Raw genomic sequence first — 13,029 nt, forward strand, 5'->3', positions numbered from 1 at the left:
GCAACCGTCAGAAAATCACATTCCGGCAATATCAATGACAACTCTGTTGCCCTTCCCGGCAGCCGGCGGAATAGATTGCGCCCACAAAATTTGCGCTGGACGACGCAGCTGGATCGCCAGCTGGGTTCCTCCCTGCCCATCGGGAATGGCATTATAGGACGCAATCAGCGGTGAATTGGCAAACTGGCTCTGGGCCGTCGTATTCCAGGCCGCGCCCGGCAATTCAACCATCAGGATTTGCTCGCCGTTATCCAGATCATAGCGAAACGGAACGCTGCCGCTCGTATCCAGAACAAGCCGGGTTTTATCACCATGCTCGCCAAAACGAACCTGACTGACCGCCATGGCTGATGCCGCCGCAGGCTGGTAAACGGGAACCGGCGCTACAGGCGGCTGGGCGCTATGCACCGGCGTCGTAACGGGCGTAGGTACGGGTGCCGTCACAGGACTGGTCGAATAATAGGACGGCGCCTGTTGTTGCATCCCCTGAGGCGAAACCGCCGGAGGCGGCGGCGGCACATATTCCGGCATCGCCTGCACATCCAGATGCGCATCGTTATACGGCGTCTGGGTGGGCATCCCCCCGGACGGCTGGTAATTCTGTAAGATAACCTGCAGGTCGCCCTGTATCTGGCTCAAACGGGTCAAAGCCGGCATCATCATACTGATATCGCTGCGCATTTGCGCCACTTCACGCTCCAGACTCTCCAGACGGCGCATAGCCACCTCATCCCGTTCCCGAGGCTGATCGCGCTGCACCGGCATCGCTTGCTTGTCAGTCTCCAGCCATGTTGAATCGGCCGTTTGCATGACCTGCGCCTTGGGTTTTGGCGGCGCTTTGGTAAACTCCTTGCCTGACGGCGGCCAATCTTCCAGCCAGGAACATCCGCTCAAAAGCGCTACGCACGATACCGTCATGATCATGTATCTGGATTTCATTGCCTTACCCTTTGTTCTGCCGAACTTAAAAGAATCGTCATCCTAAAGGCTAGAAAAGCGTGGCACTTTCCACAAGTTGATAACGGAATTATACCGTCCTTATCCACACATGATCCCACGGATTTCCTTGGTTTTTCATATTCTGTAAAAACTTTATTAAACTTTTATCTATTACAATAGGGAATAAAGGCAAAAAACTGACACTTAAATCAGGAAAAAGGGGCAATTCGATCATGTATAGCAGGAAAGAATGGAAGAATAATTTGCTGGGCAGTCTGGAAATTGCCCTTCTCATGCGCAATTTCAGGGACCGGTTTGAAAGCACACCGGAAAACGCCGTTAAATCCTTTGCCATTCCCGCTATTTTGTTTCCGCTCGCCATGATGGTCGTGTTTGTTTTTCCCAACCCTTATTTTGCCGATGACACGGCCAAAGCCATTTCATTTTTATACGCGTTTCGCCTGATGATCTCGTGGGGATTGTTTCTGGGAGCCGTATACTGGATTTCCCGGCACATAGATCGCCGCGAGCATTTTCTCCAGTTTGTGATTGCTTATAACTGGCTCAGTCTGGCCGCTGCCGTCATGTTTGCCCCGATTGCCTGGCTGGTTGTCAGCGGCGCCTACAGCTATCAGGAAATGTACCCGCTGGCCATGTGCGTTGTAATATACACGTATTATTGTACGGCCTTTATCGCCAACGCAACGCTGCGTATTCCTTGGGAGCTGGCAGGTTTTGTAACGATGATCTGCTATGCCGTAAACACCCACACACTGGATGTCCTGCACTGGATCGGCAGCATTATTTAAGCAGCATCAATCTTCAAGAAAACGCCTGTAAAGCGCTTCCGCTTGCCGGGCAACGCCCTCTGCCGACAAATCGCCTTCAACCAGTTTGCGGCTGGCCTGCCCCATGGCAACACAGCGTTCGTAATCCCCCGCCAGCGCCATAATTTTGTCAGCCAGCGCTACAGCATCATAAGGCGGAACGAGAAAACCGTTTTCCCCATCCGCCACCACTTCGCGGCACCCCGGCGTATCGCTGGCAATAATCGGCCGGCCACTGGCCGCCGCCTCCAGCAAGGATTTGGGCACCCCCTCCCCGCCATAAGACGCTTGCACCGCCAGATGCGCCTGCGGCCAGATATCCTCCATGGCGCACGCCCCCTTATAGGTGACACAGGGATTGTCAGCCGCCCAAGCGCGCAAACGCGGCTCATCCCACGATCCGGGGTTCGCCGGGTCCGGTCGCCCACAAAGCCATAACTTCACCTGCGGCGCTTTGTCTTTCAGTATTGCAAAAGCCGCCTGCATCGTCGGCAACCCCTTGATATCAATCATCCGGCCGGCATAAACACAGATAAAATCCGGTTCAGGCCGCCGCCACGGATGAAAAGGAAAAACTTCAAGATCAACGCCCGACCCACGAATCACAACACTGTTTTCCGGTGCGGCAAGCCCCAAAGCAATCAAAGCCTCACGGTCATCGACATTTTGGAACAACGTAAGGCTGCCCCGCCGCCGCAATAAAAAACGAAACGGTCCGTACAACGCCAGCCGTAAAAAACGCGCAAGCACCGTTTGCGCCGTGAACAAAAACCCCAGACCGGCAAACGCATTAACGACCCGCGGCCCCCCCGACAACCAGGCCGCCACAGCCCCGTACAACACCGGTTTCATGGCAATGTGATGAACCACATCCGGCTTTTCTTCCCGGTAAATATCTTTCAAACGTGCAATATGCCCCAGCGCCTTAAACGGATTGAGACTCCGCCGCTCAAACGAAAAAGGAATAACCCGCACACCGGCAGATTCAATAGCGGCCTGATGCTTGTTAACATGCGTGACAACCGCCACATCAAATCCGGCCCGCTGCGCCGCACGCACCATCGGTAAACGGTGAGAATAGAAATACCAGTCCTCGGTGACGACGAAAAGCAGCTTCGGCCTGATAGAAACCTTATCCATGTCCATGGCCGGCCTCTTTGCCTCCGCCCCTGAAAAAACGGATGATCCGCTGGATACGGTGCGGCTGGCGCGATAAAAACATATGAACAAACAGCAAAACGATCCATGTATAGGTCAGGAACGGCAGGGGTACCCCCAGACGCGTTCCCAAAACCCCGATCAGGCCGGTAATAAACGCCAAAATCAGGATAACCGCCGTAGAATGGGCCATTTCCACCCCTTCATTGATAAAATGGTGATGGAAATGATGGTGATCGGCGTCAAATGGATGCCGTCCCTCCCCCATCCGGCGGGCAAACTGGGCGCACGTATCAAAAATCGGCAGCGCCAGAACCCACGCGACAGCAATAGGTTCAATAATTTCCCCGTGGCCAAAACGGGCCAGATGAATGCTGAACCACGCCAGCGCCGCCCCCAGAGCCAGAGATCCAGCATCCCCCAGAAACACAGAAGCCCGCTTGCGAAAGGGATGACGCAGATTGTAAACCAGAAAACCGGACAAACACCCCATCAGCACCAATATCGGCGCCAAAAAACCGGTTTCGCCGGACAAAACGCAGCCAACCGCCAACCAGAACATAACAATAAGCCCCTTGCCGCCTGCCAGCCCGTCCAGCCCGTCCATCAGATTAACGGCATTAATCAGAAGAACCGTCGCAATAATCGCAAACGGCACGGTCATAAAGCCCAGCCAGACCTCGCCAAACCCAAACATGTTACCCAGCCCGGCTACAGACGCCTGCCCCGGCACGACAATCAGAAATGCCGCCACAAACTGGACCATAAATTTGGTCCAGGCAGGCACCCCGAAACGATCGTCCAGCGCCCCTGTCGCCAGCAAGATAACAATGGCCATGCACAAAGCAGAAAAGCCGGGAAACGCACTCCCCGCCAGCGCCGCCATAATGACAAACACCGGGAACAGCACAAGCCCGCCGACCGGCGGAACGGGTTGTTCATGCTTTTTGCGGCCGCCCGGCACATCAATAAAACCGGTAACCTTTGCCATACGCATGGCAAGCGGCATAATCACAACCACCAGAATAAAGGCCAAAGCCGGATAAAAAAACAAATCCTGCATCACATTTGTCATCAACGGAGACACATGGCAACCCCGTTTGCCTAACCCTTGTTTTGTTTATCTCACAAGCCACCAATAAAAGCATAAATGCCCCGGCGATAAAAGAACAACCAATCCGGAAACTTGTGATATCCCGATAAAAAAGCAGCCCGCAGGCTGCTTTTCTTCACACACACAAAATGCCCCTCGTCCTACCCTCTTGCGCCGTTCATCCGGTCTTCCAAAGCCCCCGACATAATATCGCCAAAAACATGATTCATATTGTCACCAAAAAGAGTTGTACCACCAATAATAGCAACCCCAAGAAAAGCCGCGAGCACAGAATATTCAATAATCATAGCCCCATCACTGGCCGCCATAAATTGATAAAATTTCTTTTTTATCTGTTCCACCACGTTATCCCTTCACTTTGTTTCCTCACCCTATAATTCCATTATAGCATGATTATGAAAACTTATGTCAAATTTACATAAAATTTTATATAAATTGTTTAGGAAAAAATGCACCCACCCGGCACAACAAAATGAACGATCTTCCTTCTAAATCAAAGACAAGGGGAACAGTTCAGAAAAGTGTCAGATATCAGCCGCCGCGGTATTCAGGGCTGAATCTGCCGAACTAAACAGAAAAGCAACGGAATCGCCCATGACCAAAATAGCGGCCACAATAGCCAGCGCAATCCCGGCAGCAATCAGCGCATACTCCAATGCTGTCGCCCCACACCGGTCAAAAAGCCAGCTTCTCAGAATTTTTTGCATCATAAACATCTCTTGTAAAAACGTCCCGGAACCGGGTTTATCCGGCCATTATAACATAAATACATCAAACCTGTACCATTGTCTTGCGGTGCCGCCGGATTAAAAAACGGGCGGGTGATAACGCGGCAATCGTCGCCCGCGATAAGCTACTGGGCCGCCCGGCCAGATCGTCCGCCAAAAAGACCGCGCCGGCCAGCGTGCTGATAACACCGTGAGACCCATGCCCGGTACTCAGATAAAGATGAGGAAAAACAGCGCCGCCTGTGCCATCGCCATCAACGGCATCCGGCACTGCGCCAATCAAGGGAAAACGATCCTGCGACGCCGTCCGCAAACCGGCTCTCTGGCCGACAATATTGGCTCCTTCAATCAACCGCGGCGCATATTTCGTCAGCTTATCAAGATTATCCCGGTCATCCTCATCCAGCGGATCGGTATGATCGAGCCATTTCTGGAATGTTGAGCCGATAACGTGAATCCCCTGCCGAGCCGGGGTTATATAGCCGCCGTAGCACAGGTTACACCGCAGCCCCCCGGTTTCCGGTTGCTCTTCGATCCACGTCACCTGCCCGCGCACCGTTTGCACCGGCAACCACGATGTTTCATCAAAAGCCTTGACGGCCGCGCCACAGGCCAGAATAACCACGTCAAAATCCTCACCGTTCACTTGCCAGCCCTGCCCCGTCTGCACCAGCGACGATACAGGCGTGCTTAGCCGAATATCGGCTCCGGCCGCATATGCATGACACAACGCCGCCGGATTAACCGTACCGCCCCCCGGCAACCAGAGCGCCTCATGATCCAAAGGCACACCAGCCAAATCCGAAGCCTCGGAAGCCTTTACAATCCGGGCCGCCTCTGCGGGCCATCCATCCGGCCCGGTCAACGCCTCAAAACGCCGGCGCTTCTCATCATCCGCAATGAAGTGCAAGGAACCGCATGGGTTAAACTCAACGGCATCCGGCATATCACGCAGCACCCGCCCGGCCAGCGCAAAAGCCGACGTATAAAAATCAGACTCGGCGCTTCGCCGCGCATAAAAACGCGGATTGAGCATACCAATCCGGTTTCCCGACGCCCCGGCGGCCAAATCCGAAGACGCTTCAAAAATGGTTGAAGCCTTGCCGTAACGCCCTAAAACATAGGCACAGGCCGTCCCGGCCAGCCCGCCACCAACAATAGCGATACGGTTCAAATCGTTTTTTATATTTTTAGCGACGGGGTTTTCCGCATAACGTCCGACAACCATATCGCGTTTATGGCCGAAACCCTTGGTTTTATGAACGTCAAACCCGGCCTCCGCCAGTCCCCGGCGAACAAACCCCGCCGCCGTAAAGGTTGCCAGTGTCGCCCCCGGCGCACTCAGCCGTGCCATGCCTCGAAACACCGTTTCCGTCCACATATCCGGATTTTTGGCCGGCGTAAACCCGTCCAGAAACCACGCATCGACCCCGCCCGGCACAACCAGCGTCGGCAAGGCCTCGTTGACATCATCAAACACCAGCGTCAAAGACACGCGCGCGCTCAGGTCAATCCGGTGCCCCCCCCGCAGACACGGCGGATACAGGCTTAAAAAACGCGCCAGCCGCCCGCCAAACAGATCGGCCCAATGCGCCAGCGCCCCCGAAATTGTCTCTGCCTCCAGCGGATATTTTTCAAAGGAAATAAAATCAAGCCGCTGACCCGGCGAGGCTGTTTCCTCGAACACTTGCCATGCCACCAGAAAATTCAGCCCCGTCCCGAACCCGGTTTCGGCAATCGTAAAACACGGCCGTCCAGCCCAGGCATCCGGCAACCCGTTCCCGGCCATAAAAACATGCCGCGTTTCATCCAGCCCGCCCGCCCGCGAGAAGTAAACGTCATCAAACCGGTCGCTATAGAGGGTATCTTGCGTCATTTTCACCTTTGCCCCTTGACCCCGTCTTTTATCCCGGCCACATTCACTGTGGCAAATGTAAATTGCAAGAAACAAGGAGTTTTCCATCCATGCGCCCGGTGCTTTTGACCCTGACAATGATCCTGACCCTAAGCTTGCTGCCGCACACCGCGATGGCCGGCAAGTATTTCGAAGAATTCTCAACGGATATTTCCATCGCCGTTAAATCGAAAGATGCCAAATTCATCGGCACTGCCATGGGCGGCGCTCACGTCATGGTCATCGACAAGCTCACAGGCGATATTCTAGCCGAAGGCATCACCCACGGCGGCACGGGGAATACGGCGAAAATCATGGCGCCCAGCCTGGCCCGCGATGCCGTTCTGGTTGACGACGATACCGCCAAATTTGAATTCTCTCTCGATATCCTGAAACCGACGCCGGTAACGATTACCGCTACAGCGCCGCTGGCCCAGCCGCAAAGCACAGTCAAAGCCAGCATTGATTACGTTCTTTTGCCCGGCAAAGACTATACCGCAGGCAATGGCATCATGCTGGAACTGCCCGGCATGGCCGTCGATATCCTGAACCCGTCAGCGGGCACGGCCGTCCGTTTCTCAAAAGACATATCCGTTCCCCTGACCGCCAACATCGTCAAATTATGCGGCTGCCATGTAGCCGATGGTTCGCCCTGGCCCATCGACCGTTACGATATCGAAGCCTACGTGTATAACGGTACGATCCTGATCGGGGTTTTCCCCTTGGAAAAAATGGACATTGCCAGCCGTTTCGCAACCAATTTGAAATTCCAGGAAGCCGGAACCTATCAGGTCATCGTCACGGCATTCGACAAGAAAACAATGGAAGCCGGTATGGACCGTACAACGATCACCCTGACCGAATAAGCAGAAAGAGGCCCACCATATGACGACCAATCCGCTACTGGAAGCCTCAACGCTTCCCAATCATGCCCCGCCCTTTAACCGGATCAAACCGGACCATTACATGCCTGCGCTGGAAAAAGCCATTGAAGAAGCCCGCGCGAATATCGCGGCGATCAAAGCCAACCCCGCGGCCCCGGATTTTGAAAATACGATTGTCGCCTTGGAAACTGCCGCGGAAACACTGGGAATTGTAACATCCATCTTCTATAACCAGCTCTCCGCTGCCGGAAACGATCAGTTACAGGCACTAGCCGAACAAATAGGCCCGGTCAGCGCCAATTTTTCCGCTGACATCTCACACGACCCTGATCTGTTCGCCCGGATCAAGGCCGTTCACGACCAGGGAACCGATGGCCTGACATCGGAACAAGCCATGTTGCTGGATGACACCTACAAGGGATTCGTCCGTAGCGGCGCGCTTCTGGACGAAAAAAAGAAACAACGCCTGCGCGAAATCAATGAACGCGCTTCGGTCCTCAGCCCGCAATTCTCGAACAATGTCACCAAGTCAGCCGAAAGCTTTGAACTGGTTATCGAAGACAAAGCCGACCTTTCCGGCCTGCCGGACAGCGCCATAGACAGCGCCGCCCACGCTGCCGAAGAGAAAGGCTACAAGGGAAAATGGCTGTTTACACTGGATATCCCGTCTTACGCCCCGTTCATGCAGTTCGCCGATAACCGTGCCTTGCGGGAAACCATTTGGCGCGCTTTTTCCAGCCGCGCCTATGGCGGGGAATTCGATAATTGTGAGACACTGCTGGAAATTGTTCGCCTGCGCCACGAACGCGCACACTTGCTGGGCTATAAAACCCATGCCCATTTCGTGCTGGAAAGACGCATGGCAGAGACCCCGGAAACCGTGTTTGATTTTCTGGGCACTATGCAAACAACTTATAAACCAGCCGCGCAGAAAGATCTGGAACACCTCAAAGCTTTTGCCGCCAAACAAGGGCTGGAAGACGATCTCAAACCTTGGGACGTAGGCTATTATAGCGAAAAACTCAAACATTCCCTGTTCGATTTTTCAGACGAAGATTTGCGCCCCTATTTCCCGTTAACGCAGGTTCTGGACGGCGTGTTTGAGCATTTCAGCGCCCTGTTCCACCTGCGTTTCAAGCCCTCGGACGCCTATTCTGTGTGGCATCAAGATGTTAAGGCCTTTGATGTTTACGACCTGACGGACGACAGCTTTCTGGGCACGCTCTATGCCGATTTTCACCCGCGCACCGGCAAACGCTCCGGCGCCTGGAAAACATCCTACCGCGATCAGGGACTGTTCCATGGCAAGATCGAACGGCCCGTCGTAGCGATCGTCTGCAACTTCACCAAGCCGACCAAAGACAAACCTTCGCTGCTGACCCACGACGAAGTCCTGACCCTGTTTCATGAAATGGGCCACGCGATGCATGCGCTTCTGGCGCGCGGCACCTACCCGTCCCAGACCGGGACCAACGTGCTGTGGGACTTTGTCGAGCTCCCCTCGCAGGTGCAGGAAAACTGGGCCTACGAGAAAGAAACGCTCGACCGGTTTGCCCGGCATTACAAAACCGGCGAAGCAATTCCGGCTGAACTGATCCGCAAGTTACAGGATGCCAAGAACTTCATGGCCGGCTGGGGAGGACTGCGCCAGAGCGCGTTTGGCATCCTCGACATGGCATGGCACACCCAGGAAAACCCGTCGAGCATTACCGATGTCGCGGCCTTTGAAGATGCGGAACTGGCGGATATATCCTTGTTCCCGCGGCTGGCCGGACCGGTTTCCACCTCTTTCAGTCACGTCTTTGCGGGCGGTTACGCTGCCGGTTATTACAGCTATAAATGGGCAGAAGTTCTGGATGCCGATACGTTCGAGCTGTTTCAGGAACGCGGCCTTTACGACCGCCCGACGGCGGAAAGCTACAAAAACGAAATCCTGGCCAAGGGCGGATCGGAACATCCGCGTATCCTATACCGGCGCTTCCGGGGCCGCGATGCCGATCCCAATGCCCTGCTCCGCCGCGAAGGCCTGCTTTCGGACGCCGCCTGAGATCAATTATTGTAAAAGGCCGCACACGGAAAAAAACCTCCCCTGACGCAAGGCCGGAGGAGGTTTCAGTTTTGTGTGTGGGGTTTTGGAAACCGTTGCTTTTCCGCACAGAGCTTGGGGGAGAGCTTGATAGCCCCGGCGAAGACCTTATTAAGAGTCACCAGCAACTTATAAATTTCCAAAGTTAAAGTTCTTTTTTCACAAAGCAATGAATATGTCAAGATAAATTTTTTATGAAAAAAGACTTGCATTTTTTGTTGGCTTATGTCTTGTATATGCGCTACAAACTTCACAAATCATAAAGTTGAGTTACCTGTATAATACAGGAAAATGTGAAAAGGGCGTCGGTATATGACAATTACGACTGCACAAATTAGAGGCGCGAGAGGGATACTGAACTGGAGCCAGAATGATCTGGCCGAACGCACAGGTATCTCGGCGACATCTATTGGTGCGATCGAGAACGGCTCCACCACCCCCCGCGCCAACACGATCATGACCATCCAAAAAGCCTTCGAAGATGGCGGGATTGAGTTTATTGGAACAACGGGCCTGAGATTGAGAACAGGCGATGTTCGTGTATTAAGCGGCAAACAAGGGTTCTTTGAATTCTACGATGATATATATGAAACACTTCGAAAACACCCTGGAAATGTTTTCGTAAGCAATGTCGATGAAAATGAGTTTTTAAAATGGGGAAGTGACATATTAGAGCCCCATACGGAAAGGATGAAAGAACTTAACGATATTCATTACAAAATCCTTATTAAAGAAGGAGATCACAATTATGTGGCCTCCTCATACGCAGAATATCGTTGGCTACCCAAAGAACAGTTTTCATCAGTTCCTTTTTATGTATATGGAGACAAACTAGCTATTTTGCTTTTTTCAGATACCCCGACAGTCATTGTATTGGCTTATGCAGCAGTTGCAGAGGCATACAGAGTGCAATTTGAAACAATCTGGAAAACAGCTATAACACCGAGCGAAGAATAAAATAGATGCAATTTCAGCAACCCAAAAATATTCTACCGACAGGAGAAAACGGTGTAGCCAACGCACCGGTTGCGATTCTACGCCCCATCATGAACGTCGAACGAAAAGCTCACATGAAAGCATCTTTTTACAAAGCGTTTATGGAGGCCGTAAAGGGTGAGGGACAAGGGTGCCTACTTCAATACCTTTATTATGATACAAAACAAGAATCATGGGGTTCAAACGCCCCTCCTGAAGGCTCCCCATGGGATAACTTAGTTATATCTGATAATTTTTCGACTTGGAAACAACAGTCTGCAGCCCTTACACATGCGCTAAGAGGTGGTCTGGCGGATAAATTACCCGCTCAAATCTGCTATCATGCATACGCTCCCGGCGAACAGCATGCCATAGAAAAAAATGATTTTCTTCTAATTGATAGCCTGCAACGTTCCGGCAAAGAAATCACGGGCGTTCTGGCATTCGATATTCTGGAACGATATGCTTATCAAGCTGCTAACCAGATTTTTCAACGCTTCAACTTGCATTCTCTAGGATATCAAGCCGATATTCTTCTAAATGGTAGCGAGACTATTTTAAAAGCAAAGCAACAGCTCAGAGAAGCCCGCGAAGAAACGATAGATACAGCTGCCCCCGTTATTGCTGTATTTGGCGGTCTTCTACAAAATGTTCAGCAAATGGCGGGCCAAAATGGTGATGAAGAAACCATCAAGCAATACAAAAAAATTAGAGAACTTCACGGCGAAAATGCACACCTCATCATGACGGTGGACACACATGAAGATCCTTCTGTCATTCTATCGAATTACAGCTATTCTCAGGACTTGGAAGCCTTTGTACTCAACTTCTTACCACGCGCCGTAGAAGCAGGAATTATCCAAAATAAAAACTACAATGTTTTTGCAAACTGGAAGATGGCCGACCCCCATGAAAAATCTAACGGCGGTACACCAAGGCCAGCCGCTTGGCATCAGAACGAAAAAGCCCTTTACCTTCATGCCGAATGTAAATCAGACCACGTCATAGAAACCCCTGAAGGCAACATTGCTGTTCAAGCAGGAAAAAGCTTCATTTCGGCTACAAGAACAAGAAAAGGTCCTGCAAGTGACCATGTTGAAATGCTGAACAAAGCCGGATTTGCAAACGTAACGGTCTACGAACAGCCCAATCAGGCCCATAAAGTCATCCACGCAGCCGTTAGACCTGCATAAATAGAAATGTCTGATGACACTCCAAATAGACCCACCTGATTGAATTTTAATGCTCGATCAAAGCTTAAATCAAAAAGTTACGAAAGTCGCGCTAGGAATATTCTCCCGCAAAGAACACGGAACGGCGGGATCAATTGCCTATGCCGATTTGGGAGCATCCTTATTTACTCAATATGTACTAAACACACCGGATTATTATCCTTATTGGGGTGAAATAGAACATATTTGCGCTCAACGAGAATCAATTGCTCGCGACATTAACTGCACAGAAAGAGCTATTATCGTAGGTCCGGGCCCAAGAGAATCCCTGAGAAATAAAGAGCTACAGATACTTGAATTACTTCCCAAACTAAGAAGAATTGAAACCCTTGAGCTATCAGCCGAATTTAATCACCAAAGTGCAGCAGAACTAAGAGAATTTGCAGAATATTACAGACAGCATACAGGCCGTAAACTTGATGTTATTTGTCATCAAATGGATTTCACAAGACCCGGGACCGTCATAAAACCTATGGCAAACACAACGGTCTTTTCAACCGGCAGCCTATTTTCAAATATCCCAAATGCCTCGCCACACGGATCACCTGACTCTGATCTAAAAAAACTACTGCAGGCCTTTGGCCATTTAGCTGGTAAGGGTGGAAAAATAGTGCTTGGATATGACTCCAACACTGTCCATGACTCGTTGTCTGCCGCATATAACCAAAAGGCTTTAGGAAACTTTATACTTAACATCCCTAAAATTATTGCTGACCACTGTATTGGCATCGAAGGTTTTGATCCCAATCCTGACAATTTCCGGTACGAAATGGAATGGATTCCAAAGGCCAGCCAAGTGGCTTTCAAACTAATCGCTGAAAACCCTCAGGATTTCTCGATCCAAAGAGAACGCTTTCACCTCAGAATGGGAGATGAATACATATTTATAAACTCGGTGAAGCCTAGAGTTAACATAGTAAATGAACTAGCCAGAGACATCGGTATTCTTCATAAAAATGCATACCTCGACGAACATGGTCTTTGTGAACACGTTCTAAAAGTAGAAAGAGAACAAGATCCTCTCTATAAAGATAACGGTCAGCCCTCTATCACAAAAGCAATTATGAGTTTGCTCACTGGAAATGGATTCACCACGATCGAGCCTTCTAACCAAAACGGCCAATTCAGACAGTCTTATCGACCAATGGTCCCCAGATACTCAATAGTAGTTAGCTAAACAGTCACAACAGCA

The 13,029-nt window shown here is 51.3% G+C and carries 12 protein-coding genes; 6 read left to right on the plus strand and 6 right to left on the minus strand.

Translation table 11 applies throughout. From position 1 onward, the window contains the following. Positions 1–15: 15 nt before the first annotated feature. Positions 16–939 carry an AMIN domain-containing protein gene (locus H6868_10060; GenBank protein MCB9989656.1) on the minus strand — a complete coding sequence of 308 codons (924 nt, stop codon included), beginning with the start codon at positions 937–939 and terminating at the stop codon, positions 16–18. A 233-nt stretch (positions 940–1,172) separates the two neighbouring features. Here H6868_10060 and H6868_10065 point away from each other — a divergent pair, with 233 nt between their 5' ends. Then, positions 1,173–1,748: a hypothetical protein gene (locus tag H6868_10065; protein MCB9989657.1), complete on the plus strand. Its 576-nt coding sequence runs from the start codon at positions 1,173–1,175 to the stop codon at positions 1,746–1,748. 6 nt (positions 1,749–1,754) lie between these two features. Here the strand turns inward: H6868_10065 and H6868_10070 are convergent, their stop codons facing one another. The 5 genes from H6868_10070 to mnmC all read right to left on the minus strand — a co-directional run bounded on the left by H6868_10070 (position 1,755) and on the right by mnmC (position 6,642). Continuing rightward, positions 1,755–2,912 (minus strand): glycosyltransferase family 4 protein, encoded by a 1,158-nt coding sequence (locus tag H6868_10070; protein ID MCB9989658.1) that lies wholly within the window; start codon positions 2,910–2,912, stop codon positions 1,755–1,757. Further along, a complete protein-coding gene (locus H6868_10075) occupies positions 2,899–3,999 on the minus strand; it encodes an undecaprenyl/decaprenyl-phosphate alpha-N-acetylglucosaminyl 1-phosphate transferase (GenBank protein MCB9989659.1) in 1,101 nt (366 codons plus the stop codon). Before H6868_10075 ends, H6868_10070 begins: the two co-directional genes overlap by 14 nt. Positions 4,000–4,178: 179 nt before the next feature. Then, complete coding sequence (locus H6868_10080) at positions 4,179–4,346, minus strand: Flp family type IVb pilin (GenBank protein ID MCB9989660.1); 168 nt, start codon at positions 4,344–4,346, stop codon at positions 4,179–4,181. Between the two features lie 216 nt (positions 4,347–4,562). Then, positions 4,563–4,745, minus strand: a complete 183-nt coding sequence (locus tag H6868_10085) for a Flp family type IVb pilin (GenBank protein MCB9989661.1) — start codon at positions 4,743–4,745, stop codon at positions 4,563–4,565. Between the two features lie 64 nt (positions 4,746–4,809). Next, entirely contained in the window at positions 4,810–6,642 is a 1,833-nt protein-coding gene (gene mnmC, locus H6868_10090; GenBank protein MCB9989662.1) for a bifunctional tRNA (5-methylaminomethyl-2-thiouridine)(34)-methyltransferase MnmD/FAD-dependent 5-carboxymethylaminomethyl-2-thiouridine(34) oxidoreductase MnmC, read from the minus strand. 89 nt (positions 6,643–6,731) lie between these two features. Here mnmC and H6868_10095 point away from each other — a divergent pair, with 89 nt between their 5' ends. The 5 genes from H6868_10095 (at position 6,732) to H6868_10115 (ending at position 13,014) form a co-directional block, all read left to right on the plus strand. Next, on the plus strand, positions 6,732–7,526 hold the full coding sequence (locus H6868_10095) for a hypothetical protein (protein MCB9989663.1): 795 nt from the start codon (positions 6,732–6,734) through the stop codon (positions 7,524–7,526). A gap of 19 nt (positions 7,527–7,545) precedes the next feature. After that, positions 7,546–9,591, plus strand: a complete 2,046-nt coding sequence (locus tag H6868_10100) for a M3 family metallopeptidase (GenBank protein ID MCB9989664.1) — start codon at positions 7,546–7,548, stop codon at positions 9,589–9,591. A 351-nt stretch (positions 9,592–9,942) separates the two neighbouring features. After that, complete coding sequence (locus tag H6868_10105; GenBank protein MCB9989665.1) at positions 9,943–10,587, plus strand: helix-turn-helix transcriptional regulator; 645 nt, start codon at positions 9,943–9,945, stop codon at positions 10,585–10,587. A gap of 5 nt (positions 10,588–10,592) precedes the next feature. Then, complete coding sequence (locus H6868_10110) at positions 10,593–11,798, plus strand: L-histidine N(alpha)-methyltransferase (protein MCB9989666.1); 1,206 nt, start codon at positions 10,593–10,595, stop codon at positions 11,796–11,798. Between the two features lie 49 nt (positions 11,799–11,847). Further along, positions 11,848–13,014 carry an L-histidine N(alpha)-methyltransferase gene (locus H6868_10115; protein ID MCB9989667.1) on the plus strand — a complete coding sequence of 389 codons (1,167 nt, stop codon included), beginning with the start codon at positions 11,848–11,850 and terminating at the stop codon, positions 13,012–13,014. Positions 13,015–13,029: the final 15 nt, after the last annotated feature.

Source organism: Rhodospirillales bacterium (assembly GCA_020638175.1).
In the GTDB taxonomy this organism is placed as follows: domain Bacteria; phylum Pseudomonadota; class Alphaproteobacteria; order Micavibrionales; family Micavibrionaceae; genus JACKJA01.

Bases quoted from the DNA above. Each gene is read 5' to 3' on its own strand.
- H6868_10095 (MCB9989663.1), top strand. From the start codon at position 6,732: ATGCGCCCGGTGCTTTTGACCCTGACAATGATCCTGACCCTAAGCTTG.
- H6868_10070 (MCB9989658.1), bottom strand. From the start codon at position 2,912: ATGGACATGGATAAGGTTTCTATCAGGCCGAAGCTGCTTTTCGTCGTC.
- H6868_10100 (MCB9989664.1), top strand. From the start codon at position 7,546: ATGACGACCAATCCGCTACTGGAAGCCTCAACGCTTCCCAATCATGCC.
- H6868_10065 (MCB9989657.1), top strand. From the start codon at position 1,173: ATGTATAGCAGGAAAGAATGGAAGAATAATTTGCTGGGCAGTCTGGAA.
- H6868_10110 (MCB9989666.1), top strand. From the start codon at position 10,593: ATGCAATTTCAGCAACCCAAAAATATTCTACCGACAGGAGAAAACGGT.
- H6868_10075 (MCB9989659.1), bottom strand. From the start codon at position 3,999: ATGACAAATGTGATGCAGGATTTGTTTTTTTATCCGGCTTTGGCCTTT.
- H6868_10060 (MCB9989656.1), bottom strand. From the start codon at position 939: ATGAAATCCAGATACATGATCATGACGGTATCGTGCGTAGCGCTTTTG.
- mnmC (MCB9989662.1), bottom strand. From the start codon at position 6,642: ATGACGCAAGATACCCTCTATAGCGACCGGTTTGATGACGTTTACTTC.
- H6868_10115 (MCB9989667.1), top strand. From the start codon at position 11,848: ATGCTCGATCAAAGCTTAAATCAAAAAGTTACGAAAGTCGCGCTAGGA.
- H6868_10080 (MCB9989660.1), bottom strand. From the start codon at position 4,346: ATGGCGGCCAGTGATGGGGCTATGATTATTGAATATTCTGTGCTCGCG.
- H6868_10105 (MCB9989665.1), top strand. From the start codon at position 9,943: ATGACAATTACGACTGCACAAATTAGAGGCGCGAGAGGGATACTGAAC.
- H6868_10085 (MCB9989661.1), bottom strand. From the start codon at position 4,745: ATGCAAAAAATTCTGAGAAGCTGGCTTTTTGACCGGTGTGGGGCGACA.